The sequence below is a fragment of the Streptomyces sp. DSM 116795 genome (genome assembly GCF_055792905.1).
In genome coordinates, this window is the sequence record NZ_CM147707.1 from 1,337,198 (window position 1) to 1,361,883 (window position 24,686).

Annotated in this window: 22 protein-coding genes; 6 read left to right on the forward strand and 16 right to left on the reverse strand. The window is 72.2% G+C overall.

All coding sequences use genetic code 11. The features are described from left to right. Nucleotides 1-15 precede the first annotated feature (15 nt). Both ACSMXX_RS05715 and ACSMXX_RS05720 read right to left on the reverse strand, forming a co-directional pair. Nucleotides 16-354, reverse strand: a complete 339-nt coding sequence (locus ACSMXX_RS05715) for a RidA family protein (protein ID WP_473184650.1) — start codon at nucleotides 352-354, stop codon at nucleotides 16-18. Nucleotides 355-476: 122 nt separating this feature from the next. Further along, a complete protein-coding gene (locus tag ACSMXX_RS05720; RefSeq protein WP_473182951.1) occupies nucleotides 477-1,613 on the reverse strand; it encodes an acyl-CoA dehydrogenase family protein in 1,137 nt (378 codons plus the stop codon). Between the two features lie 151 nt (nucleotides 1,614-1,764). On the opposite strand from ACSMXX_RS05720, the gene ACSMXX_RS05725 reads away from it, so the two are divergent. From ACSMXX_RS05725 to ACSMXX_RS05735, 3 genes are read left to right on the forward strand one after another with little or no spacing between them, the layout of a single operon-like run. Then, nucleotides 1,765-3,537, forward strand: a complete 1,773-nt coding sequence (locus ACSMXX_RS05725) for an AMP-binding protein (RefSeq protein ID WP_473182952.1) — start codon at nucleotides 1,765-1,767, stop codon at nucleotides 3,535-3,537. A gap of 22 nt (nucleotides 3,538-3,559) precedes the next feature. After that, complete coding sequence (locus ACSMXX_RS05730; protein WP_473182953.1) at nucleotides 3,560-4,399, forward strand: PaaX family transcriptional regulator; 840 nt, start codon at nucleotides 3,560-3,562, stop codon at nucleotides 4,397-4,399. Nucleotides 4,400-4,427: 28 nt separating this feature from the next. Further along, nucleotides 4,428-4,658: a DUF3099 domain-containing protein gene (locus ACSMXX_RS05735; RefSeq protein ID WP_473182954.1), complete on the forward strand. Its 231-nt coding sequence runs from the start codon at nucleotides 4,428-4,430 to the stop codon at nucleotides 4,656-4,658. 608 nt (nucleotides 4,659-5,266) lie between these two features. On the opposite strand, the gene ACSMXX_RS05740 is transcribed toward ACSMXX_RS05735, so the two are convergent. After that, entirely contained in the window at nucleotides 5,267-7,597 is a 2,331-nt protein-coding gene (locus ACSMXX_RS05740) for a bifunctional salicylyl-CoA 5-hydroxylase/oxidoreductase (RefSeq protein WP_473184651.1), read from the reverse strand. 82 nt (nucleotides 7,598-7,679) lie between these two features. Beyond that, nucleotides 7,680-8,507 carry an enoyl-CoA hydratase family protein gene (locus tag ACSMXX_RS05745; protein WP_473182955.1) on the reverse strand — a complete coding sequence of 276 codons (828 nt, stop codon included), beginning with the start codon at nucleotides 8,505-8,507 and terminating at the stop codon, nucleotides 7,680-7,682. 238 nt (nucleotides 8,508-8,745) lie between these two features. Between ACSMXX_RS05745 and ACSMXX_RS05750 the strand changes: the two genes are divergently transcribed. Further along, nucleotides 8,746-9,516 carry a sulfite exporter TauE/SafE family protein gene (locus ACSMXX_RS05750; RefSeq protein WP_473182956.1) on the forward strand — a complete coding sequence of 257 codons (771 nt, stop codon included), beginning with the start codon at nucleotides 8,746-8,748 and terminating at the stop codon, nucleotides 9,514-9,516. A 38-nt stretch (nucleotides 9,517-9,554) separates the two neighbouring features. On the opposite strand, the gene ACSMXX_RS05755 is transcribed toward ACSMXX_RS05750, so the two are convergent. After that, complete coding sequence (locus ACSMXX_RS05755) at nucleotides 9,555-10,295, reverse strand: TSUP family transporter (protein WP_473184652.1); 741 nt, start codon at nucleotides 10,293-10,295, stop codon at nucleotides 9,555-9,557. Between the two features lie 104 nt (nucleotides 10,296-10,399). Here ACSMXX_RS05755 and ACSMXX_RS05760 point away from each other — a divergent pair, with 104 nt between their 5' ends. Next, nucleotides 10,400-11,395, forward strand: a complete 996-nt coding sequence (locus ACSMXX_RS05760; protein ID WP_473182957.1) for a LysR family transcriptional regulator — start codon at nucleotides 10,400-10,402, stop codon at nucleotides 11,393-11,395. A 3-nt stretch (nucleotides 11,396-11,398) separates the two neighbouring features. On the opposite strand, the gene argF is transcribed toward ACSMXX_RS05760, so the two are convergent. From argF to ACSMXX_RS05795, 7 genes are all read right to left on the reverse strand, one after another. Continuing rightward, entirely contained in the window at nucleotides 11,399-12,403 is a 1,005-nt protein-coding gene (argF, locus tag ACSMXX_RS05765; RefSeq protein WP_473182958.1) for an ornithine carbamoyltransferase, read from the reverse strand. A gap of 118 nt (nucleotides 12,404-12,521) precedes the next feature. Next, nucleotides 12,522-13,757: an arginine deiminase gene (locus ACSMXX_RS05770; protein WP_473182959.1), complete on the reverse strand. Its 1,236-nt coding sequence runs from the start codon at nucleotides 13,755-13,757 to the stop codon at nucleotides 12,522-12,524. Between the two features lie 334 nt (nucleotides 13,758-14,091). After that, on the reverse strand, nucleotides 14,092-15,015 hold the full coding sequence (gene mmuM / locus ACSMXX_RS05775; protein WP_473182960.1) for a homocysteine S-methyltransferase: 924 nt from the start codon (nucleotides 15,013-15,015) through the stop codon (nucleotides 14,092-14,094). Continuing rightward, on the reverse strand, nucleotides 15,012-15,935 hold the full coding sequence (locus ACSMXX_RS05780; protein ID WP_473182961.1) for an LLM class F420-dependent oxidoreductase: 924 nt from the start codon (nucleotides 15,933-15,935) through the stop codon (nucleotides 15,012-15,014). The genes mmuM and ACSMXX_RS05780 overlap by 4 nt, the downstream gene beginning before the upstream one ends. A gap of 153 nt (nucleotides 15,936-16,088) precedes the next feature. Beyond that, nucleotides 16,089-16,574: a DUF6099 family protein gene (locus ACSMXX_RS05785; protein WP_473182962.1), complete on the reverse strand. Its 486-nt coding sequence runs from the start codon at nucleotides 16,572-16,574 to the stop codon at nucleotides 16,089-16,091. A 99-nt stretch (nucleotides 16,575-16,673) separates the two neighbouring features. Continuing rightward, a complete protein-coding gene (locus tag ACSMXX_RS05790) occupies nucleotides 16,674-17,009 on the reverse strand; it encodes a nucleotide pyrophosphohydrolase (RefSeq protein ID WP_473184653.1) in 336 nt (111 codons plus the stop codon). A gap of 128 nt (nucleotides 17,010-17,137) precedes the next feature. After that, nucleotides 17,138-18,502 carry an AAA family ATPase gene (locus ACSMXX_RS05795; RefSeq protein WP_473182963.1) on the reverse strand — a complete coding sequence of 455 codons (1,365 nt, stop codon included), beginning with the start codon at nucleotides 18,500-18,502 and terminating at the stop codon, nucleotides 17,138-17,140. Between the two features lie 501 nt (nucleotides 18,503-19,003). Here ACSMXX_RS05795 and ACSMXX_RS05800 point away from each other — a divergent pair. Next, nucleotides 19,004-19,804 (forward strand): SGNH/GDSL hydrolase family protein, encoded by an 801-nt coding sequence (locus ACSMXX_RS05800; RefSeq protein ID WP_473182964.1) that lies wholly within the window; start codon nucleotides 19,004-19,006, stop codon nucleotides 19,802-19,804. Between the two features lie 123 nt (nucleotides 19,805-19,927). Here ACSMXX_RS05800 and ACSMXX_RS05805 read toward each other — a convergent pair whose 3' ends face one another. Genes ACSMXX_RS05805 through ACSMXX_RS05820 form a run of 4 tightly spaced genes read right to left on the reverse strand, consistent with a single transcriptional unit; the run spans nucleotide 19,928 to nucleotide 24,679 of the window. After that, nucleotides 19,928-22,348, reverse strand: a complete 2,421-nt coding sequence (locus ACSMXX_RS05805) for an ABC transporter ATP-binding protein (protein ID WP_473182965.1) — start codon at nucleotides 22,346-22,348, stop codon at nucleotides 19,928-19,930. Nucleotides 22,349-22,379: 31 nt separating this feature from the next. Continuing rightward, nucleotides 22,380-23,576: a glycosyltransferase gene (locus ACSMXX_RS05810; protein WP_473182966.1), complete on the reverse strand. Its 1,197-nt coding sequence runs from the start codon at nucleotides 23,574-23,576 to the stop codon at nucleotides 22,380-22,382. Beyond that, entirely contained in the window at nucleotides 23,573-24,418 is an 846-nt protein-coding gene (locus ACSMXX_RS05815; protein ID WP_473182967.1) for an alpha/beta fold hydrolase, read from the reverse strand. The genes ACSMXX_RS05810 and ACSMXX_RS05815 overlap by 4 nt, the downstream gene beginning before the upstream one ends. Nucleotides 24,419-24,424: 6 nt before the next feature. After that, nucleotides 24,425-24,679 (reverse strand): acyl carrier protein, encoded by a 255-nt coding sequence (locus ACSMXX_RS05820; protein WP_473184654.1) that lies wholly within the window; start codon nucleotides 24,677-24,679, stop codon nucleotides 24,425-24,427. Nucleotides 24,680-24,686: the final 7 nt, after the last annotated feature.

The window sequence follows — 24,686 nt, forward strand, 5'->3', positions numbered from 1 at the left end:
TCTGCAGAGGCGCAGTTACGGCAGGACCGCGATGCCGTCCAGTTCCACCAGGGCCTCCTCGTCCCACAGGCGGGAGACGCCGATGAGCGCCATCGCCGGGTAGTCGCGGCCAGCGTGGCGGCGCCAGACCGCGCCCAGGTCGCGGGCCGCGGCGCGGTAGGCGGACACGTCCGTGGTGTAGACGGTGACGCGCGTGAGGTCCGCGGGGGTGCCGCCCGAAGTGGCAAGCGCCGTCAGCAGGTTGGAGAGCGCCTGCTCGAACTGCTCGGTGAGCGTGGCGCCGACGACCGCTCCCTCGGCGTCGAGTGCCGTCTGACCGGCGAGGAAGACGATGCGCGAGCCGGTGGCGGTCACGGCGTGCGAGAAGCCGGCGGGCGGGGAGAGTTCGGGCGGGTTGGTCCGCCGGAGGTGGGGGCGGGGGCCGGGCGCGGATCCGTCGGCGTCGGCGTTGGCGTCGGCGTTGGCGTTGGCGTCGGTCAACGGTAGAGCTCCTTCGCGATGATCGAGCGCTGCACTTCGCTGGCGCCCTCGTAGATGCGGGGCGCGCGGACCTCTCGGTAGAGGTGTTCGAGCAGATGGCCGCGCTGCAGGGCGGCCGCTCCGTGGATCTGTACGGCGGTGTCGACGGCCCGCTGAGCGGTCTCCGTGGCCAGCAGCTTCGCCATGGCGGCACGCCGCGCGATGTCCGGCTCGCCGCGGTCGTACGCCGCTGCCGCCGCGTAGACGAGCAGCCGCGCGGCCTCGACGCGGGTGGCCGTCTCCGCCAACTGGTGGGAGACGGACTGCAGATCGCGGAGCGTGCCGCCGAACGCGGGCCGCGTGCCCGCGTGTTCGACGGCGGCGTCCAGCGCCGCCTGTGCCATGCCCGTCGCGAACGCGCCGACGCTGGGGCGGAAGAGGTTCAGCGTGCGCATCGCGACGCCGAAGCCGCCGTCGACCTCGCCGAGCAGGTCGTCCCGCGTGACGGGCACGCCGTCGAAGGTGACGGTGCCGATCGGGTGCGGGGAGAGCATCTCCAGGGGCTCGCCGCCGAGTCCTGGCCGCCCGGCCGGCACGAGGAAGGCCGTCACGCCTCGGGAGCCCGCGCCCTTGGTCGTACGGGCGAAGACGGTGAAGACGTCGGCGTGCGGCGCGTTGGAGATCCAGGTCTTGCTGCCGGTCAGGCGCCAGCCGTGCCCGGCGCCCGTGCCGTCCGGTTCGGCGTCGAGGGCGAGGGCCGCGGCGTCGCTGCCCGCGCCCGGCTCGCTCAGCGCGAAGGCGGCCACCGCGCGCCCCGCGGTCACTTCGGTGAGCCATCGTGCGCGCTGTCCGTCCGTGCCCGCGAGGGCGACCGGTCCGGCGCCGAGGCCCTGGAGGGCGAGCGCCGTCTCGGCCTCGGTGCAGGAGTAGGCGAGGGATTCGCGCAGCAGGCACAGGTCCAGGGCGCTCGCGGGGCGCCCGTCCGGTGCGAAGAGGCGCCCGAGCAGGCCCAGTTCGCCCAGTGCGGCGAGCAGTTCGCGGTTGATGCGTCCCTCTTCGCCGGCTTCGGCGAGCGGGCGGAGCTCACGGGCGGCCAGCGTCCGCAGCTCCTCGCACCACTTGCGCTGCTCGGCCTCCAGTGCGAACGCGGGCATCGGCGGGCCTCCTTCTGATCGCGGCTGACGGCGGCCGGCGCCGCCGGTCGCTGATCCTCTATCGCGGACCGTTGACTGTCGTCACCAACACGTTACGCTCAACGGCACACCGGCGACACCGGCCCACGGCACACCCCCGAGGGGGCCCGCGATGCACCTGAGCCCGTCCGCACACGTCGACACCTTCGCCCGGGACCACCTGCCCCCGCCGGAAGAGTGGCCGCAGATGGTCTTCGACCGGCCCGAGCTGCGCTATCCGGACCGTCTCAACTGCGGTGCCGAACTCCTCGACGTCTCCGCCGAACGGTACGGAGCCGGGCGCCCCGCCTTCCGCAGCGACGACGGAGAGTGCTGGACCTACGGCGAACTGCGTGCGCGCGTCGACCGGATCGCCCACGTCCTCACCGGCGTACTGGGCGTCGTCCCCGGCAACCGCGTGCTGCTCCGCGGGCCCAACTCGCCCCATCTGGCGGCCTGCTGGCTCGCGGTGATGAAGGCCGGCGCGGTCGCCGTGACCGTGATCGCGGCGCAGCGCGCGCACGAACTGCGAACGGTGTGCGCCATGGGGCAGGTCAGCCACGCGCTGTGCGACGCCGCGTCGCTGGACGAGCTGGAGAAGGCGGAGATACCCGGGCTCAGCGTGACCCCCTTCGGCGGCGGCGGACCCGGTGATCTGCTGACCCTGTGCGAGTCGCAGCCCGAGCGCTACGAGGCCGTGGAGACCGCCGCTGACGACGTCGCCATGATCGCCTTCACCTCGGGCACGACGGGGCAGCCGAAGGGCTGCGTCCACTTCCATCGCGACGTGCTCGCCGTCGCCGACACCTTCTCCACGCACGTGCTCCGTCCGGAACCCGGCGATCTCTTCGCCGGCAGCCCGCCGCTGGGCTTCACCTTCGGACTGGGCGGGCTGGTGATCTTCCCGCTGCGGGCCGGCGCGGCCGCGCTGCTCGGGCAGTGGAGCGGCCCGGAGCAGATGCTCGCAGCGGTCGAACGGCACCGTGTGACCGTGCTGTTCACGGCTCCGACCGCCTACCGCGGGATGCTCGCCAAGCTGGCGGCCGCTCCCCCGGACACCCCCGGCCGGGAGCGTGCGTACGACATCTCCTCGCTGCGGCGCTGCGTCTCCGCCGGCGAGAACCTGCCCGCGGCCACCTACGAGGCGTGGCAGGAGACGACCGGTCTTCGCATGATCAACGGCATCGGCGCGACGGAGATGCTGCACATCTTCGTCTCCGCCGCCGACGACGACGCACGCGCCGGTGCGACCGGCGTCGCCGTTCCGGGCTTCGAGGCCCGCGTGGTGCGCAAGGACCAGGAAGGGCGCCTCAGCCCGGTGCCGGACGGCGAGCCGGGGCTGCTCGCGGTGCGCGGCCCCGTCGGCTGCCGCTACCTCGCGGACCCGCGGCAGCGCGAGTACGTGTGCGACGGCTGGAACCTGACGGGAGACACCTACGTACGCGGCGTCGACGGCTACTTCCGCTACGTCGCACGCGCCGACGACATGATCGTCTCCTCCGGCTACAACATCGCCGGACCCGAGGTCGAGGAGGCCCTGCTGCGCCATCCCGACGTGGCGGAGGCGGCGGTCGTGGGACGCCCCGACGAGCGGCGCGGCCAGGTCGTCGTCGCGCACGTGGTGCTCCGCGAGGGGGCGGACGCGGGGGCCGGAACGGCGGACGCCCTGCGTGAGTTCACCACCGGGCAGCTCACGCCGTACAAGTGTCCCCGCGAGTTCGTCTTCGCCGACTCCCTGCCGCGCACGCCGACCGGGAAGCTGCAGCGGTACGTGCTGCGGGAGGCAGCGCCGGAGCGGGCGGCGGAGCCCGCCGGGGAGCAGGCCGCTGGCGAGCAATCCGCCGCGGAGGAGGCTCCCGGGGAGCAGGCCGCCGGGGCGCAGACCGCCGACGGTCTGCCCGCATAAGGCCACGCCATAGAGTGACCGCGTGAGCCAGCAGCAGCCCGCCGCACCCAGACCGCCGTCGCCGAGTTCGCTCATCCTCACCTTCTACGGGGCGTACGGGCGGGCCTTCCCCGGCAGCACGGTGCCGGTCTCCGCACTGATCCAACTACTCGGCGCGGTCGGCGTCGACGCGCCGTCGGTACGGTCGGCCGTGTCCCGGCTGAAGCGGCGCGAGCTGCTCACCGCGGACCGGCCCGGCAGCAAGGCGGCCACCTACGCACCGTCGAAGGCGGGCCGGCAGCTCCTCGACGACGGCGACCGCCGCGTCTACGCCCGCCCCGTGCCGGACGGCCGCTGGCTGCTGGCCGTCTTCTCCGTTCCGGAGAGCGAGCGGGGTCGCCGCCACATACTCCGCTCCCGCCTGTCCCGGCTCGGCTTCGGCAACGCCGCACCGGGAATCTGGATCGCCCCGTCCCACCTGGAGGAGGAGACACGTCACAGCCTGGGACGGCTCGGTCTCACCCCGTACGTGGATCTCTTCAGCGGCACCCACGAGGGCTTCGAACCGACGGCGGACGCGGTGGCGCGCTGGTGGGATCTGCCGTCCCTGGCGGCGCTGCACCGGTCCTTCCTGGACGTGCACGAGCCGGTGCTGCGTTCCTGGTCACGGCGGCGCGAGGTGCCCCCCGAGGAGGCGTACCGGGACTATCTTCCGGCGCTGGACGCGTGGCGGTATCTCCCCTACGCCGATCCGGGGCTGCCGACGTCGCTGCTGCCGCCGGACTGGCCCGGCGAGCGCTCCGCGGAGGTCTTCTTCGCGCTGCACGAGAAGCTGCGCGAGCCCGGGCGCGAGTACGCGGTGGGGTTCGCCGAGAGGCGTTGACCCGGGCCCGGCGCACTACCCTGGAGACATGTACGCGCGACGGCGCAAACGCTACTTCGTGCTGATGACGACGTGCCTGGTGCTCTTCGTCAGCGCATGGGCGTTCGTGCGGCTGATCTCGATTCCGGCCGCTGTCGGGCTGTGCGTGGCCGCACTGGTGATCCCGCCGATCGCGGCCATCGTCGGAAACCGGCGCGAGCCGGACGACCGCTGGTTCGACGAGGACTGGAACCCGGACCGCGACACGTATCGCCGCTGACGCGGCGGGTTTGCCGGGGATTCGCCTCGGGTGCGTGGTGTGTGCCGGGTGCGTGCCGTTCCGGCGGCGGCTCCGGGAAGGCATGATTCACCTCCCTGTACCGGTACGGGTCTTCGTCCTGCCTTTCATGTGCCGGTCCGCAAATCCTGCTTGAGTTTCCCGGAATCACCGCCTCCACGTCCCACCCCCTCCCCCGGTTCAGCGGCTTCCCGACCGTGGTCATGACAGAGCCAGCATCCCCCTCCCCAGCTGGGATCGGTTGCCCCCTCCAACCACCCCTGAACAGGGGTGTGTTGGGCCCCTGGTCTCGTAAGCCGACCCAGGGGCCCCGGGCCTGACGGGAGGGACGAAGCACCTCGCTCGGGCCACCGGGGGAAAGCCGCCGACGGCCGGGAGGGGGCGGGACGCGCAGGGAGCCACGTCCGGAGAGTCAAGCGTGATTTGCGGACCGGCACATGAATGGCAGCACACAGGCCCGTACCAGTGCAGGGAGGGAAATCATGCCGTCCGGACTGGCTCCCGGAGTGGCACGCCCCCGGCACGCACCACGCACCGAAGGCACACCCGGAACCCGCAAGGCGCCAGCCGGAACCGCGCGGCGGTCCCTGTTACAGCGAGAGCCGCGGCTTCGGCGCGTCCGTGCGGCCCGTGGGCGGCTTGCGGCTGCCCGCGCGGTACTGGAGGGGCCAGGGGGCTCCCGGCCCCTCGTAGCCCTGGTCGGCCGCCGCGTGCAGCGTCCAGTGCGGGTCGTACAGGTGCGGCCGTCCCAGCGCGCACAGGTCGGCGCGTCCGGCGAGCAGCAGCGAATTCACGTCGTCCCAGGAGGAGATGGCGCCGACGGCGATGACGGGCACTCCGAGGGTGTTGCGGATGCGGTCGGCGTACGGGGTCTGGTACGAGCGGCCGAAGTCGGGCCGTTCCTCGGCGACGACCTGTCCGGTGGACACGTCGATCGCGTCGGCGCCGTGCTCGCTGAAGGCGGCGGCCACGCGCAGCGACTCCTCGGGCGTGATGCCGCCCTCGGCCCAGTCGGTGGCGGACACGCGCACGGTCATCGCCCGCTGCCGGGGCCACACTTCGCGGACCGCGTCGAAGACCTCCAGTGGGAAGCGGAGGCGGCCTTCGATGCCGCCTCCGTAGGCGTCGGTGCGGCGGTTGGTCAGGGGTGAGAGGAAGCTGGAGAGCAAGTAGCCGTGGGCGCAATGGAGTTCGAGCAGGTCGAAGCCGGCCCGGGCGGCCCGTCGTGCGGACTCGGCGAACTCCTCCCGTATGGCGGCCATTTCGACCGCGGTCAGGGCGCGCGGTACCTGGTTGACTCCTTCGCGGTAGGGCAGCGGTGAGGGCGCCACGACGGGCCAGTTGCCCTCCGGCAACGGCTCGTCGATGCCTTCCCACATGACCTTCGTCGAGCCCTTGCGTCCGGAGTGCCCGAGCTGGACGCCGATGGCCGTGCCGGGCGACTGCGCGTGCACGAAGCCGGTGACGCGGCTCCAGGCCGCCTCCTGCTCCGGAGTCCACAGGCCCGTACAGCCGGGCGTGATGCGGCCGTCCGGCGAGACGCAGACCATCTCCGTCATGACGAGGCCCGCCCCGCCCAGCGCGCGGGCGCCCAGGTGCACGAGGTGGAAGTCGCCCGGGACGCCGGAGGTGCCCGGGCCGTCGGCGCCGTCCCCGGACGCGTCCGCGGCTCCGTCCCCGGCTGAGTACATGTCCATCGCGGAGACCACGATCCGGTTGCGGAGCGTCAGTCCGCCCAGCCGGAAGGGCGTGAACATCGGCGGAGTGCCCTCGGGGACGCCCGCCTCCGCCTCGACTCCCGCGACGAATCCGGGGTCCCGCAGCCGGAGGTTGTCGTGGGTGACGCGGCGGCTGCGGGTGAGCAGGTTGAAGGCGAACTGCCGCGGCGGCTGGCCGGTGCAGGTCGCCAGGTCCTCGAACCACTCCAGGCTGCCGCGCGCCGCGCGCTGCGTGGAGAGCACGACGGGGCGGCGCTCCTCCTCGTACGCGGCGAGCGCCGCCGGCAGGTCCGGCTGTTCCTCGACGCAGGCAGCGAGGGCGAGGGCGTCCTCGACGGCGAGCTTGGTGCCGGAGCCGATGGAGAAGTGCGCGGTGTGCGCGGCGTCGCCGAGAAGCACCACGTTCCCGTGCGACCAGCGCTCGTTGACGACCGTACGGAAGGCGATCCACTGCGAGTTGTTCCCGCGCAGCGGCCTGCCGGCGAGGGTCTCCGGGAACAGCTTGGCGCACTGCTCGGCGGAGCCGCGCTCGTCCAGCTTGTCCAGTCCCGCGGCCCGCCAGATCTCTTCGCGCGCCTCGACGATGACGGTGGAGGCACCGGGGCCCGCCCCGCCCGCCATCTCGTAGGGATACGCGTGGAGTTGGAGGACGCCGTGCTCGGTCTCGGCGATCTCGAAGCGGAAGGCGTCGAGCGCGAAGTCGGCGGCGAGCCAGATGTAGCGGCAGCGGTGCGTGGTCACCTGCGGGCGGAAGACACCGGCGAACGCGTCGCGGGTGGTGCTGTGCACTCCGTCGGCGGCGACCACCAGGTCGTGGGAGGCGGCCAGTTCGTCCGGCGGCGGTGCCTCGCTGCGGAAGCGCAGATCCACGCCCAGCTCGCGGCAGCGCTCGTGCAGTACGGCCAGCAGCCGGCGGCGCCCCAGCGCGGCGAACCCGTGTCCGCCGGAGGTGAGGGTGCGGCCGCGGTGCACGATGTCGATGTCGTCCCAACGCACGAACTCCCGCTGGAGCGCGGCGTACACGGCCGGATCGGCATGCTCGATGCCGCCGAGGGTCTCGTCGGAGAGGACCACGCCGAAGCCGAACGTGTCGTCGGGGGCGTTGCGTTCGTGGACGGTGACGCTGCGGGACGGGTCGAGCCGCTTGAGCAGCGCGGCCGCGTACAGGCCGCCCGGCCCGCCGCCCACGACGGCGACGCGCATGCCCGTGGCGCCGCTGCCGGCGCCGGTGTCCGTGCCGTCGCGGTCGCCGGTGCCGCTGCCGGTCGTGGGCCGCCCGCTCATCTCACTTGCCCCGCCACTTCGGCGACCGCTTCTCGCTGAAGGACGCGTGGAATTCGGCGTAGTCCTCGCTGTGCATGAGCAGCGCCTGCGTGGACGCGTCCATCTCGACGGCCGCCGACAGCGGCAGGTCCAGCTCCGCCGTGAGCAGCGCCTTGGTCTGGGCGAGGGCGAGAGCCGGGCCGTCGGCGAGGTTGCGGGCGAGGTCCGCCGCGGCTCCGTGTGCCTCACCCTCCTCGGTCAACGTGCTGATGAGACCGATGCGTTCGGCCTCCGGAGCCCGAACCGGCTCACCGAGCATGAGGATGCGGGTCGCGTGACCCAGCCCGACGACGCGCGGCAGCAGATAGGCCGCGCCCATGTCCCCGCCGGAGAGACCGACCTTGGTGAAGAGGAAGGAGAAGCGCGCGGTGGGGTCCGCGACGCGGAAGTCGGAGGCCAGCGCGAGCACCGCGCCCGCGCCCGCGGCGACGCCGTGCACGGCCGCGACGACGGGGAACGGCGCCTCGCGCAGCGCCCGTACGACCTGGCCCGTCATGCGGTTGAAATCCAGCAGCGCCCCGGTGTCGGCGTCCAGCGTGGCGCCGATGATCTCCTCGACGTCACCTCCCGAGCAGAAACCGCGCCCCTCCCCCGCGAGTACGAGCGCACGCGCGCGGCGCTCCCGCGACAACTCGGCCAGGAGATCGCGCAGATCGGCGTACGCGCCGAAGGTGAGGGCGTTGAGCCGCGCCGGGCGGGCCAGCGTGACCGTGACGACACCGTCGTCCTCGGAGACCCGGATGTGCTGCCACTCGCCGGTGGGGCGGGCCGACCCCGTGTACGGGCTCATGCGGGGCCTTCCGATGCACGGTGCTCGCTGGTCCAGGTGGGCTCACTCACGGCTCGGGCCTCCTCAGCAACGCGGGCGACGGCACGACGTGAACGTATCACCGGTTCGTGACTGCCGTCACGGGTGCGCGATAGACGGGAGCCCGCGGACGACCGTGGGCGGCCGCACCCGGTGCCCGTAAACGCGCCGGATAGCGTGGTCGCCGGTCGCGCGGGAGGGAACGGGAGGGAACAGGCTGATGGAGCTCGATCCGCTGATCCTCGTGCTGCTGGCGCTCTTCGGACTGCTGGGCGGCATCGGCATCACGGCTGTGGGGCCGGGCGGCGTGCTGCCCACGATCGGCATGTTCCTGCTGACGGGCCTCTCCCCGTCCGGCGTCGCCGGCACGGCCATCGCCACGCACATCGCGACCGGAGCCCTCGGCACTGCCGCGTTCACGCGCTCCGGTCAGCTGCGCGACGCGCGTACGCGCCGGGTCGCGGTGATCCTCTCGGCCACCGCGCTGGTGGGGGCACCCCTGGGCGTGCTCTTCAACACCCTTGTCGGCGGGCGGGGGTTCGCGGTTCTTCTCGCGGTCGCCGTCGCCACGACCGGCATCCTGGTGTGGGTGCGCGAGCGCCGTGCCTCCGCGAGCGAGGACGGCGGCGGCAGGGACCTCTCACCGGTCCTCACGGGCACCGTCGGGCTGGTCGTCGCGACCGCCGCCGGGCTCTTCGGTCTGGGCGGTCCGATGCTGAGCGTGCCGCTGCTGGTGGTCTGCGGTCTGCCGCTGCTGCCCGCGCTGGCCGCGGCACAGGCCCAGTCCGTGGTCATCGCGAGCGTGGGGACCGTGGGATATCTGGTGCACGGCTCGATCGACTGGATGCTCGCGGCACTGGTCGGCGTCCCGGAACTGGCGGGGGTCGTGCTCGGCTGGAAGATCGCCCACGCCGTGCCCGTCCGCAAGCTCAAGTTCGCGCTCGCGGGCACGCTGCTGGCTCTCGCGCCCTATCTCGCGCTGCACGGCTAGAACGGCGTACGCCACAGGGTCCGCAGGACCGCACTGGGTCAGCCGCGCAGGAAGTACAGGACGGTCGTGGTCACGGCGGTGGACAGCAGGACGCCCCTCAGCAGTGCGGCCGGGAGGCGGCGGGCGAGGTGGGCGCCGGCGAAGCCGCCTGCCACGGCACCGGCCAGCATGGAGGTGAGCAGCAGCGGAACCCGCAGCGCGTCGGACGCGAAGAGGAACAGCACGGTCGCGCTGAGAAAGATGGCCGCGAGCTGCGCGATCCGCATCGGATTGGCGGCCGCCGTGTCGAGGCCGAGGCCGATGCTCCACAGGGCCAGCATCAGGATGCCTACGGCACCGCCGAAGTAACCTCCGTACACGGCGAGGAAGAACTGCCCGGTGAGTACGGCCCGGGAGCTCATGGTGACCGAGCGGCCCAGCGCGGTGCTCACCGCCCGTGACAAGCGGCGCCCGAAGGCGAGGACAATCGTGGCGAAGGCGAGCAGCCAGGGCGCCGCGACGTCGAACGACGAAGCGGGCAGCACCAGCAGCAGACCGGCCCCGGCTCCGCCACCGGCGACGCTGACCGCGGTCAGCGCCCTGGTGGGTGTCGCTCCGACCCGGGTGAGCTCGCCCCGGTACACCCATGTACTGGCCACTGCCCCGGGTACGAGGGCGATCCGCGACACCGCGTTCGCCGTCACCGGCGACAGGCCGAAAGCGACGAGGGCGGGCAGCGCCACGAAGGTGCCACCGCCGCCGATGGCGTTCAGGGCCCCGGCGGCGGCACCGGCCAGCATGATCAGCGGGATCTCGTACACGCGTCGAGCATCGGACCGTGACCGTGCTGCTCACAATGCGTAATCGGCGAACCCAGCCTAAGCCCGCGCCTTAGGCTGAGGGCGTGCGCTACGACTTGGACGACCTGCGGCTGTTCCTCCACATCGTGACGGAGGGGTCGATCACGGCGGGCGCCGCCCGTATGCATCTGAGCCTGCCCTCGGCCAGCGCCAGGGTGCGTTCGCTTGAGCGCCAGGCCGACGTGGAGCTGCTGGTCCGCGGTCGGCGCGGCGTGCGGCCCACGCCGGCGGGGACGGCCCTGGCCCGCCATGCGCGCGACGTGCTCACCCGGACCGCGCGGCTCGAAAGCGCCGTCGCCGGCTACAGCAGGTCCCGGACCACAGCGCTGACCCTGCTGGGCGGCGGCTCCGCGATGCACCGGCTCGTACCGCGTGCCCTGGTCTCGTTCCTCCGCGCACACCCGGACGTCGACGTCACCGTCTCCGAGAGCCGCACCCCGCAGACCGTGCGGATGCTCGCGGACGGCGAGGCGCATCTCGGGGTCGTCCTCGACGACGAGGCCCGCGACTGCGGCCTCCGTGCGGAGCCCCTCGGTGACGACTCCCTCGTCGTGATCGGCCAGGCCGGCGGCATCCTCGCCGGGCGGACCGCGCTGACGTACAGCGAGGCCGCCGAGCACCCTCTCGTGGGGCTCGACCCCGGCTCCTCGCTGCGCCGCTGGACCGAGAAGCACCTCGGACCGCACGCGGCGGTGCCCCGCTACCGCACCACGGTCGCCGACCTCAGCGTTCTCGTCGCGCTCGCGGCCGGCGGCGCGGGGCTCGCCGTCGTACCGCGGCGCGCCGTCGACCCGGACCAGCCGCTCGACGTCTGCGAACTGCAGGACCCCTGGGCCCGCCGCCACCATCTCCTGGCCTGGGGCATCGAGGACCACGCCTCGTCGGCCGCCACCGAGGCGCTCGCCGAACACCTGCGTCACGCGGCGTCGTTCGAGACCCCGCCACCGGCGCACAGGGAGACCCCGCCGGACGGGGACTTCTTCCCGGCTGCCGGCCGGCCGCATGCGGGGAAGAAGTCCTCCTACCGCGCCGGATGGTGACTCCTACCGCCCCAGGGTGGCGACGAGCACTGCCTTGATGGTGTGCATCCGGTTCTCCGCCTCGTCGAAGACGACGGAGTGCTCGGCCGACTCGAAGACCTCGTCCGTCACTTCCAGTGAGTCCAGGCCGTGCCGGTCGTGGATCTCCCGTCCCACGGCCGTGCCCAGGTCGTGGAAGGCAGGCAGGCAGTGCAGGAACTTCACATCCGGATTGCCGGTGGCCCGCAGCACGTCCATGGTCACGGAGTAGGGCCGCAGCAGTGCGATGCGTTCGTCCCAGACCTCTTTGGGCTCGCCCATCGACACCCACACGTCGGTGGCGACGAAGTCGACTGCCCGTACGCCCTCTTCGACGTCCTCGGTGAGGGATATGCGGGCACCGGTACGCCCGGCGAGGGCGCGGGCCTGCGCGATGACCGCCTCCTCGGGCCACAGCACCCGCGGGGCGACGATGCGCACGTCCATGCCGAGCAGGGCACCGGTGACGAGGTAGGAGTTGCCCATGTTGTTGCGGGCGTCGCCGAGGTAGGCGTACGCGGTCCCGTCGAGGGGCTTGAGACAGTGCTCGGTCATGGTGAGCACGTCGGCGAGCATCTGCGTGGGGTGCCAGTCGTCGGTCAGGCCGTTGTAGACGGGGACGCCGGCGTAGGCCGCGAGCTCCTCGACGACGGCCTGGCCGCTGCCCCTGTACTCGATGCCGTCGTACATCCGGCCCAGCACGCGCGCGGTGTCCCGCACGGACTCCTTGTGCCCGAGCTGCGAGCCGCCCGGATCGAGATAGGTGGTGCCCGCGCCCTGGTCGGCGGCGGCGACCTCGAACGCGCAGCGCGTACGCGTGGAGGTCTTCTCGAAGACCAGCGCGATCGTGCGGCCCAGCAGGCGCTGCTGCTCGGCGCCCGCCTTCTTGGCCACCTTCAGCTCGGCGGCCAGATCGATCAGGTGACGGAACTCCTCGGGCGAGAAGTCCAGTTCCTTGAGGAAGTGGCGGCCCGTGAGGTCTGTCGCCATGAGGGCTCCTAGGTCGCTGGCTGGGCTGACTGATGTCCGACCTGGAATTCTATACCGACATTCGAATCTCTATACAGTGCGGTCTTGCCGACCTTTCTCCGGCTGGCCGGCCGCACGGCTACCGGACCGGGTCCCTCTCCACCGGGCAGCTCATGCACCGCGGGCCGCCCCTGCCCCGGCCCAGCTCGCTGCCGGGGATCTCCAGCACCTCGATGCCCTGCTTGCGCAGAAACGTGTTCGTCGTGAAGTTGCGTTCGTAGGCGAGCACGACGCCCGGCTCGACGGCCAGCACGTTGCACCCGTCGTCCCACTGCTCGCGCTCCGCCGAGTGCACGTCCTGCGTCGCCGTGAGCACGCGGACGTGGTCCAGCCCGAGGGCCGCCGCGATGGCTCGGTGCATGTGCTCCGGCGGGTGGTCCGTCACCTTCAGCTCGTTCGCGCTGCCGCCGGGCTCGATGGTGTACGAGCGGAGCATGCCCAGGCCCTCGTACTGGGTGAAGGTCTCGCCGTCCACCATCGTCATCACCGTGTCCAGGTGCATGAACGCCCGGCGCTTTGGCATGTCGAGCGCCACGATCGTACGGGCCGAGCCCGCCGCGAAGAGCCCCCTCGCCAGCATCTCCACGGCCTGCGGCGTGGTGCGCTCGCTCATCCCGATCAGCACCGCGCCCGAGCCGATGACCAGCACGTCCCCGCCCTCGATGGTGGACGGATACGCCCCCTGGCCCTCCGACCACACGTGGAAGGCGGGGCTGCCGGGCCCGGCGAAGAGCGGGTGGTGGTGGTAGATCGCTTCGAAGTGCACCGTCTCGCGCTGACGGGCGGGCCAGCGCATCGCGTTGATCGAGACGCCGTCGTAGACCCAGGCGGAGGTGTCGCGCGTGAAGAGGTGGTTGGGGAGCGGGGCGAGCAGGAAGCCGTCCAGATCCAGCACGTGGAAGCGGACCGAGGCCGGCTCCTCGTACGCCTCCAGGAACTCCCGCTTGGTCATGCCGCCGACGAGCGCCTCCGTCAGCTCCTTCGTCGGCAACCTGTCGAAGGCGGCGCGCAGATGGGCCGTGGCGAGCGGCCCGTACTCGTTCTCGTGGAAGACGCGGTCCAGGACGAGAGCGCGGGCCTCGGGGATGTCCAGCGTCTCGGCCAGCAGATCGCTGAAGAGATGCACCGCGATTCCGCGGTCGCGCAGCGCGTCCGCCAGCGCGTCGTGCTCCTGGCGGGCACGGCGGACCCACAGCACGTCGTCGAAGAGGAGGTCGTCCTTGTTCGTCGGCGTGAGCCGTTTCAGCTCCAGGTCAGGCCGGTGCAGGATGACCCGGCGCAGCCGTCCGGCCTCTGAGTCGACATGGAATCCCATACCTCCATCTTCGCCGAGGCCGATGTGACGCGCGTAGTGTTTGCGGAAGATGCGCGGCCCTAGCGCTGGCGGCGGTCGAGGCGGCGGGTGGACCGGGGCCGCGGCGCCCCGGCCCTCGCGCGGGCACCGGGACCGCCCCGGATCCGGGCGGTGCGGATTCCCTTCCGCGCCCCGTGCACGGGGCCCCGGTCCGGCGACCTGGGCGGTCGTCCATACGCCGTTGCGGCAGCCTGGCTCCGCGGCAACCGGAGGTACCTGTCCCGCTGGAGAGAGCATGTCCTCCGGCGCACCCGGCGGAGGAGCAGCAGCCTCACGTCTGCCACCCACGGGCCGCTCAGGCCCCGCGGCCCCCGAGCGCCGGCTCCCCGGCGAGCTCCGCGATGAGGGCAGGGCCCACCCGGCAGCAGCCGCCGACCAGGCGGGCGCCGCGCTCGACCCAGCCGGCGGCCCGGTCCGCGGACCAGGAGCCGGGGCCGTGCCATGTGCGACCGTGGACGCCGCCCCAGCGCTCGCCGCTGTTGGGGTAGACGACGGCCGGCTTGCCCGTCGTGGCCGTCGCCAGCTCGATCGCGTAGTCGACGTCGGCCGGGGCGCAGCAGTTGACGCCCACCGCGACGACCTGGTCCAGCCCGCCGGCCGGTGCGAATGCCTCGGTGAGCGGCTGCCCGGCGCGGGTGCGGTCACCGGCGACCGTGCAGCTCAGCCACACCGGTACGCCGCAGCCGGCCACGGCCTCCAGCAGTGCCCGCACCTCGTCGGCGTCCGGCACGGTCTCCAGGGCGAGCACGTCCGGCCCGGCCTCGGCGAGCGCTTCGATCCGCGGGCGGTGGAAGGCGGCCAGTTCGCGCACGCTCAGCCCGTAACGGCCGCGGTATTCGCCGCCGTCGGCGCTGACCGCGCCGTACGGGCCGACCGAGGCGGCGACCCACACCGGCTCCCGGGCTCGGGCCGCCGCCTCGCGGGCGAGCGCGACGCTGCGGCGGAAGAGCGCGGCGGCCTCCCGCCGGCCCGCGCCCGCCCGGGCGAAGCCCTCGAACGACGCCTGGTAGCTGCCGGTGATGAGCACCCGCGCCCCTGCCCGTACGTACGCGGCATGCGCGGCCTCGATCTGCCCGGGGTCGTCGCGCAGCAGCCGTGCCGTCCACAAGTCGTCGGCCAGGTCGCAGCCTTGGGCCTCCAGCTGATTGGAGAGCCCGCCGTCCAGGACGATCGGGCCGCGGGCGAGAGCGGTGCTCAGCGGGACGGCGGGACGCGTCACGGCAGCTGGGTCCGCACCTGCTCGGAGATCAGCTGGAGGTGGCCGAGGTCGGACAGGTCGAGGATCTGCAGATAGATCCGGGAGGAACCTGCCTGCTCGTAGCGGCCGATCTTCTCGACGACCTCGGCGGGCGAGCCGGCCAGGCCGTGCTCCTTCAGCTCCTCCACGTCCCGTCCGATGGCGGCGGCACGGCGCGCGGTCTCGGCGTCGTCCTTGCCGACGCACACTACGAGCGCGTTGGACAGCACGATGTCCCCGTCCGGGCGCCCCGCTTCTCCGGCCGCCGCCCGCACCCGGGCGAACTGCCGCTCACTGTCCTCGACGGAGGCGAAGGGGATGTTGAACTCGTCCGCGAAGCGGGCCGCGAGAGCGGGCGTACGCACCTTCCCGTGGCCACCGATCAGCAACGGCACCCTGGACTGGGCCGGCTTGGGGAGCGCGGGCGAGTCCCTCAGCGTGTAGTGCGTGCCGTCGTAGCTGAACTTCTCGCCTACGGGCGTCGACCACAGGCCCGTGATGATCTCAAGCTGCTCCTCCAGCCGGCCGAACTTCTCCTTGGGGAAGGGGATTCCGTACGCGGTGTGCTCCTGCTCGAACCAGCCGCTGCCCAGGCCCAGTTCGACCCGGCCGCCCGACATGGCGTCGACCTGGGCGACCTGGACGGCGAGCGGACCCGGCAGCCGGAAGGTGGCCGCGGTCATGAGGGTGCCCAGCCTGATGCGGCTGGTCTCACGGGCCAGCCCGGCGAGGGTGATCCAGGCGTCGGTCGGGCCGGGCAGGCCGTCCCCGTCGCCCATGGCGAGATAGTGGTCGGACCGGTAGAAGGCGTCGAAATCCAGGTCCTCGGCGGCCTTCGCGACGCGCAACAGCGTCTCGTAGCTCGCTCCTTGCTGGGGTTCGGTGAATACGCGCAGCCTCATGAGGCCATCCTGCCTCACCCCCGTCCGTGTCCCGTCAGGTCCGCGCAGGTGGCACCCGTCCTGGGGCTTCCGCGGGGGGTGCGGGGCATGCGGATCCCCGCGGGGGGTGCGGTTCCCGCGGGGGTGCGGAACGTGCGGCTCGTACCGGTCCGTTCAGGCCGCCGGACCGTGCTCGTGCACCTCCAGCCTTCGAAGAATGGCCGATACCCGGTCCTGCGACTCGTCGGCGGCGTCGATGGCCTCGATGCACTGCCAGTAGAGCCCTTCCTCCCTCGCGGTGACGGCCACGAGCACGAGCGCGACACCCGCCTCCGCGAGCAGCCCGCTCAGGTCGGACAGAGCGCACTTGGCGTCCTGGATCTGGGAGAGCCGGTCGGCACGCGCATCATGCACCTCGCACACTTCGCCGGCGGGCACCCCGGAGGAGGCGCACGAGCGGCAGGCCCGGCCGCCCGCTTCGCTCAGACCGAGCGCCTCCGCCCGTACCGACTGCGGGCCGCTCGCCGCGAGATGACTCCCGATCGCCCCGGCGAGGGCCTGTACCTGCCACGATTCGGCGATGATGTCTTCCACGGACTCGCATTCGGCGAGCGCGTGCCGGGTGGCCTTGATGAGATGCACGGCATCCAACTGCGCCACCTCCCTCCAGATGTCACTACAGAGAGTGACATTCAACAGGCAGGTAAGTCAGGGAAATTGGTTCCAATCCGGACATACCGCCTTGCGACTATTCGTTCGTCACTTCATAGAGTGACCGGTTCCGGTAGTCGGGAAACGCTTCTCGTTCCGTTCGATCTTCGCGGCAAGCGCTTTCAGGACGTCCACGCCCAGCACCTCGCAGAACTGGAGCAGATACGAGAGGACGTCCGCGACTTCGTCCTCGACCCGCTGCGCGGACTCGGGGCGCTCCATCACCCGGGCCGACTCCTCGGGCGTCAGCCACTGGAAGATCTCCACGAGTTCGCCCGCCTCGACGCTCAGTGCCGCGGCCAGATTCTTCGGTGTGTGATACCGCCCCCAGTCGCGGGCCTCGGCGAACTCCGCGAGCCGGCGCTGCAGTTGGGCCACGGTCACGGCGGTGCCGGGCGACGCGCCCGGCTCCGTGTTTCGGCCCGCGCCCGGATGCGGCTGCGGCTGCGGCTGCGGCTGCGGCTGCGGGGAGGGTTCGTTGCCGGAGGACGCCGAGGGGGAAGGGAATTCACTCACGGCCCAAGGTCTACCAGGGACACCTCCTGGTTCCGCGCCTCCCCCGGACTCCGTACGGACCGGGGCCCGCCCAGCGCTGCAGCCGCCCCCGCGTCGCTCACCGCGGCGAGCAGCCGCACATGCCCCCGCAGCCCCATCCGCACCGCAAGCGCGGTCAGTCCGGCCGTCTGCGCCGCGTCCAGACCACGGTCGAATCCGTCGGCGAGCACGGTCAGCGCCTGCCGTGCGGGGAGCACCTCCTGCGCCGGATCCATCGAGAGCACACCCGGGCCCGTGAGCAGCACCAGCGCCAGGGCCACGTAGCGCAACTCCCCGTCGCCCAGCCACTCCAGGGGCGTACGGGCGTCCCCGGGCCCGCTCCTTCCGTCCGCGGTGCCGCGGACGATCGCCGCACGCACGCGCCCCTCCTCGCCCACCCCTTGCGAGACGTCGGCGACCACATCCGCGACGGGGCCGGCGCATCCGGCTCGCAGGGCCGCCACGAGATGCCCGTAGCGGACGGTGCACTCCGTGCGTGTACGGCGCAGCACCGCCGCCACGTTGTCGCACCCGCCGCGCAGCAGGCCGTCGGCGGCGACAACCGGGTCGCGCATCGTCTCCGGACGCGGGTCGCAGGCGAAGACGGAGCGCAGCGCCACCACGACCTGCTCGGCGGCCGCCAGTACCCGGCGTTCCTCCTCCGTACCGCCCGCGACTCGCAGCGGCAGCAGGGCCGTGGCGAGCCTGTCGTCCGGGAGCCGTGCCCGCGTGACACGGCCGCCGCCGGCGCTGTGCCACTCGGCCTGGACGGTGGGGCGCGAGGGGTCGCGCAGCGCGGTCGAGAGCAGGGTCCGGCCGCCGGGCACCGAAAGGCGCTCGCCCGCGATGCGCAGTACGGGCTCGGCCTGCACCGCGAGTTCGAACCGTACGGGCCCGGCGGGGCCGTCGACGGTGCAGCCGAGCCGGAAGCCCCGGCGGCCCTCGCAGTCGGGACGGGAACGGCGGGGCACGTACGCGCTCGCGCCGCCGGACGCCCGGCCGAAGACCTCGCCCAGTACCTCGCCGCCGCCGAGCCGCGCCAGCGCCTCGTACGCCTCCAGGGCGGCCGACTTGCCGCTGCCGCTCGGCCCGGTCAGCACGGTGACCGGGGCGAGCGGGACGGTGCGGTCGCGCAGCGTGCGGAACGCCGCCAGGTGCAGCGCGGTCACGGTCGCGGCCGTCAACGGGCCTGCCGCGGGGGCCTCTTCGCCTCCGCGGGCGGGTGCGTCCTCGTCCGTGCCCGGGCCGTTACGGGCGTCCCGGCCGTCCCCCGCTGGATTCCGGGTGCCGTGCGTCGTGCGGTCCGTCGTACGGTCCGCAGCGCGATTCGTCGTGGCGTGCATGCCGGGACGGTATGCAGCGCCCCGGCAGCGGAACCGTTCCGTCTGCCCGGCGCTCCCCCGAAAGAGCGATCGCGTACACCGGCGCCGCCCTCCACCGCCCGTGTGCGGGTTGCGAACGCGAAGCGCCGGTGCGCCTGTTGACGACGTGACGGCAATCGTCGGACGGAGTGACGGCACGGTGAAGGGCCTTCACGGCAGGCAGCTGATCTGTGGCGGCAGCGGCCCGTACCCGCCTCCGGACACCGTCCGCGCGAAGAGCGTCCCGCATCCGGAATCGCAGCCGCAATTTCAGTCCCGTGACACCGGAAAAGTTTGAAACAAAGTCGCCCGCATTTGCCGGTATTGCCACCATGAATTGATCACGGAATCATGATCGAGAATGTCTGAGTTTATCGAAACGTGATCCAAAAATTACGTACGCGGGCGTACCCACGCGAGCAGGCCTGCTGCTATTTCTATGATGTTCTGTTCTCATCCCCCACCTTCGGAGAAGACAACTTCATGCGCTCGTTGAAGCTGCTGTTCGCCGCATTGCTTGCGATGGTGGCCATAGCCTTCGTCGCTCCGGGATCACAGGCTGCCGCGGGCAAATATGTGGCCATCGGTGATTCCTACACCGTGGCTGTAGGAACGAAGACGTACGACAATCCGGACGACCCGTGCCGGCGTGGCCCCACCGCCTACCCGAGGCTGTGGGCGGCCGCGCACCCGGATGTCGGATTCGTGGAAGCGGCGTGCTCGGGCGCGACCACGGCCGACGTGATGAACACGCAGGTCGGTCAGTTGACTCCGGACACTTCCCTGGTGACCGTACAGGTCGGCGGCAACGACGTCGGATTCGTCGACGTGCTGAAGAACTGCATCCTCACCCTTGAGGACGCCGACTGCATCGCCGGGGTCGAGGCGGCGAAGGCGGCCGCGAACAGCACGCTGTCGCCGGCGCTTTCCAAGACGTACTCGGCCGTGCGCGCGGCGGCGCCGTCCGCGAAAATCATCGTCGTCGGATATCCGCGGCTCTACACAATTGGAGGTGACTGCGGCATTCTCGGCCTGAGTGACAAGGAACGGACCGCGCTGAACTCCGCGGCCGACACACTCGCCGAGATCATGTCCGCGCGCTCGAAGGAAGCAGGATTCACTTTCCTGGACGCGCGGCCGGTATTCGACCCGCACACGATCTGCTCGGGCAGCGACGAATGGGTCACCAGCCTGGAGTGGGACAAGCTGAACGAGTCCTACCACCCGAACGTCGAAGGGCACCGGGACGGCTACCTCGCCGCCCTGAACCCGCTGATGGGCTGACCACCTGTCACACCACAGCACCCCTGGCGGGGTTGTGAAGGGCGTCCGCCGTTTCCGGCGGGCGCCCTTCTGGCTTGCGGCAGGCCCCATGACAGGCCCGGCCGCGGCAGGTCGCGTCCGCGATCAACGACGCGGAGGGCCGCCCGGCGACGCCAGCGGGCGGCCCGGGGCCTGGCCCTGGGCGGGCGGCCCTGGCGCGGGCGGGGGTTCGGGGGCGGACGCCTGCTGCGGCGGACGCCGGCCGGGTGCCTGTCCCGGTGCCGGTGCCGGTGCCTGTCCCGGTGCCGGTGCCTGTCCCCGTCCCGGTGCCGTTCCCGTTCCCGGTCCCTGCGGCGGGGCCTGGCCCTGGCCCGGTGCCGGACCCTGTGCCCGTGGCTGCGCGGGCCGTTGAGGATCGCCGGCAACACCCGGCGCACCAACCGCAGTACCGCCCGTCGCACCGCCGGACCCACCGCCCTGCTTGCCCGCGTCCTCCTCCCCCACGAGCATCTGCGAAGCGGCGAGTTCGCGGTAGAGACCGTCGGCCCGCACCAGTTCCTCGTGGCTGCCGAGTGCGCGGATCTCACCGTGCTCCATGACCACGATCTGGTCCGCGTGCGTGACGGTGGACAGCCGGTGCGCGATGAGGATGACGGTGCACCGGCGGGCCGCCTGGTCCACCGCCTCGCGCAGCGCCTGTTCGTTGCGCGCGTCGAGCTGCGCGGTGGCCTCGTCCAGCAGCAGCACCTCCGGCTTGCGCAGCAACGCCCGTGCGATCGCGAGCCGTTGGCGTTCTCCGCCGGAGAGGGAGACACCGCGGTTGCCCACCTCCGTGCGCAGCCCGTCCGGCAGGCGGCTGATCAGCGCGTCGAGACGCGTCACGCGCAGCGCCTCGGCGATGTCCGCCTCGGAGGCGTTCGTCGCCGAGTACTTGAGGTTGTCCTCCAGCGTGCCCGCCATCACCGGCGAGTCCTGCTCGACGTACGCGATGCGGCGGCGCACCTCCGCTCTGCGCATGCACTCGATGTCGACGCCGTCGATGATGATCTGGCCGGCCGTGGGGTCGTAGAAGCGCTGGAGCAACGCGAACATGGTGGTCTTGCCGGCGCCGGAGAGTCCGACGAGTGCGGTCTGCGTACCGCCCGGGATGGTGTAGGAGATGCCCTTCAGGGCCGTGCCGCGGCCGGGGTACGAGAAGCGCACGTCGCGGAACTCGATGGTCGGCGGCCTGCGGACACCGGCTGCCCGGGCCCCGATCGCCTGCAGTTTCATCGTCGACGCCGGGTTGCCCTGCGGCTCCGCGGCCACGTCCGGATGCCCGTTCACCCCGCCGCCGACGGGACGGTTCGGGCGGCTGTTCACCGGGGGCTTCGCGCCGGCGCTCGCCGGATGCCGCGGCAGTTCCCGCAGCGCGGAAGGCGCTCCGGGCGTACCCGGTGTGCCGGGCGTCGCGGGAGCCTCGGGTGCCTCGTCGACGTCCGCCTCCACGGCCATGCGCTTGATCTGCTCGATGCGGCCCACCGCCCCGAGCCCCTGCTGAAGCATGCCCAGCCCGCCGACGAGGGAGCCGATCGGGCTCGCCAGGTAGAAGACGTACAGCAGGAAGGCGATCAGCTCGGGCGTCCCCAGGTCCCCGGAGGCGACCAGCGCACCGCCCACCCCGAGCACCGCGAGGAACGCCGCCTGGATGGAGACGCCGGAGAGTATCTTCACGAGCGCCACGTACTTGGCGCCCACGAGCCCCGCCTTGTACGCGCCGTCGATGGCGCGGTCGGCCACCTCGGTCTCCCGGTCCTCCGCGCCGTTGGCCTTCACCGTACGGGCCGCGCCGAGGGTGCGGTCCAGCGCCGAACCGACCTCGCCGATGGACTCCTGGGCACGGGCGACCGCCTTGCGGATGCGCGGCAGGATGCCGCCCATCACCAGGCCGACCGTCAGCAGAACTCCCACCGTCACGCCGAGCAGCGGCAGATGAACGACCCCCATCAGCACGCCGGCGCCGACGATGCTGAGGATGCCGTTGGCGATCATCACCAGGCCCTCGGTGGCGGCGTTCTGCAGCAGTGTGCTGTCGGACGTCACGCGGGCGATGAGGTCGCCGGGCGGCCGGCGGTCGAGCTCGGGAACGCGCAGCCTGATCAACCGGAACACGAGGTCCTGCCGTACGCGGCGCACCACTCGCTCCGAGGTGCGCTGCTGCCACCACGACTGGAGTCCGGTCAGGCAGGCGCCCGCGACCACGAGGGCGCCGAGCAGGATGACCGGGCCCTTGACGTCGCCCCCGTCGGAGAGTCCGGTGAGTACTTGCTGAGCCACGAGCGGCTGCATCAGGCCGGCGCCGCTGGAGGCGAGCACCAGCAGCAGCGTCGCGAACAGGACGAGCCGGTGGGGACGGGCGTATCCCATCAGCACGCGCAGCGGCGCGCGCTTGCGGTGGTCGATCCGCAGCACGCTCGCCCGCGGGTCGCCCGGCCGCTCCGGCAGGGGCGGAGACTGCGGCGGAGCCTGGGGCCGGGTGCCCTGGAAGAACCCGAAGGGCTCGTGGGGTCCGGGAGCCTGCGTCATGTGAGTCCTGACGTCGCTGGTCGGGCGGAAATCAGCCTGCTGCCTGGTAGTTCGCCGCGCGTGCGGCGATACGGCCGAGGTGGTCGGCCGCAGCCCGCGCACCACCGGCCTCCCGGAAGGAACGGCCGATCTCCGCGGCCGCGGCCCGGTGGCCGCCCGCCGGATCGAGCACGGAGTCGACGGCCGCGGCCAGCCGTGCCGCGTCCACCCGGTTGAAGCGGACCCGCACCCCGGCGCCCGCGTCGACGACCTGTCCCGAGACGATCGGCTGGTCGTCGCGGATCGGCGCGAGGACGAGCGGTACGCCGTGCCACAGCGACTCGCACACGGTGTTGTGGCCGCCGTGGCACACGACGGCGTCGAGGTGCGGAAGCAGGTCGAGCTGCGGCACGAACTCGCGTACCAGCAGCCCCGATCCTGGCCGCTCGTGCTGCCCTCCGAGGAGTCCGCCGGGATCGACGACGATGCCCTGTACGTTCTCGCGCAGCTCCTCCAGCGCGGCGACGGCCTCCTTGAGGAACCGTTCCCCCGCGTCGGCGTTCGCCGTGCCCAGCGTCACCAGCACCTTGCGGCGCTCCGGGTCCAGCTTCCCGTACGGGAAGTCGCACTGAGGCGCCCGCGGTGCGATCGCAGGGCCCACCAGATGTACGCCGTCCCACGGCAGCGGGGCGTCACCGAGCAGGGCGCGGCCGGTGAAGGCGATGATCCCGTGCGGCGAGAAGCGGGGGTCGCCGCTGTGCCGTGCGTCGCCGAACTGCTCCCGCAGCGAGGCGAAGATGCCCTTGAGCCAGGCCTCGACCTTCGGCATCGACGAGAGCGGGTCGGTGAGTTCGGCGGAGGTCGTCACCGACGTCACGTACGGGATGCCGTGCCTCTCGGCCACCAGCGCACCGGCGACGGCGTGCTGGTCGGCCACGACCACGTCCGGTCCGTACTCCAGGACGGCGGTCTCGACTCCGGGCGCCATCAGCCTGGCCAGCGGTGCGAAGAAGTCCTCCCAGAGGAAGCGGAAGGCGGCCGGTCCGATCAGTTTGGGAGGCCTGCGCAGCGCGGTGTCCGGCATCTGCGTCTCGTGGACCTCGGCCTCCTCGCCCGCCAGGCGCCGGATCTGGTCGCCGTACCCGGCCCAGGCCACCCGGTGGCCCCTGCGGGCGAGTTCGGCGGCGACCCCCAGGAGCGGGTTGGTGTGCCCGACCAGTGGGGGGACGACGAAGAGGAAGCGAGTCACCGTACGGCCTCTGCCAGTTCGTGCACGGGGGTGCGGTCGCCGTGGTGCTGGGGCAGGTCGTGCTCGCGTATCCACTCCAGCAGCAGGTCGCGCGTCTCCTTGGTGCGCTCCACCAGTACGGAGTGCCCCTGGTCGGGCAGTACGACCGTACGGCAGCGTTCCAGCGCGCTCTCGAACAGCGGCACTTGGGCGACGAGGCCCGACTCCTCGCCGAAGATCGCCAGCACCGGGCAGGTGATCGCCGACAGGTCGTCGTCCATGACGCGTCCGCTCCACACCTCCGCGCCGAGCGTGGTGGAGTTGAGGATGCGGCCGGCGATGCGCGACAGGCGCGCGGTCTGCGCACCGCGGTTCTCCTTGATCCAGTCGATGACCTCCTCGTGCACGAGCTGCTCCTTGGCGAGAGCGAGCCCCTCGGCCATGTGCCGTGTCCACCGCTGGACCGGCGGCTCGGCCTCGATGAGAGTGAGGGTCGCGATCCGCTCCGGATACCAGGCCGCGGCGCCCGCCGCGACGGTCCCGCCGAAGGAGTTGCCGACCACGTGCACCTGCCGCTGCTCGCCGAGCGCGTCGAGCAGTGCGATCAGGTCGTCGACGAAGCACTCCACCTGATAGCCGGTCGAGGGGCGTTCGCTGCGGCCGTGGCCGCGCAGGTCGTACATGATCACGTCGATGCCCGCCGCCGCGAACGCGGGCCCGAGCGTGAAGTAGTAGCTGGCCAGGCTGTCGGTCAGCAGCCCGTGCACGAACACCACGACAGGCGGCTCCCCCTGCTGCCCCTCCCGCACCGCGGCGGGGAGGTGCTGCACGTGGGTGGTGATGTCACCGGTACGGATCTTCATCCCGTATCAGCCCGCTTCCGTCGCGCGCAGCGACTCGACGACGAAGTCCACGAGCTGCCCGACCGTGAGCGCGATGATCTCGTCGAGTTCGAGGTCGGCGACGAACTCGGCGAAGTTGACCCGGTCCCCGTAGTGCTCGCGCAGCGTCCCCGACAGCGACACCAGGTCGATGCTCTCCAGCTCGAGGTCGTCGTGGAAGGTGGTCTCCCGCCCGATCTCGGCCTCGTCGAGGCCGTACTCCTCCAGCAGTTCGCGCAGCATGCCGGCG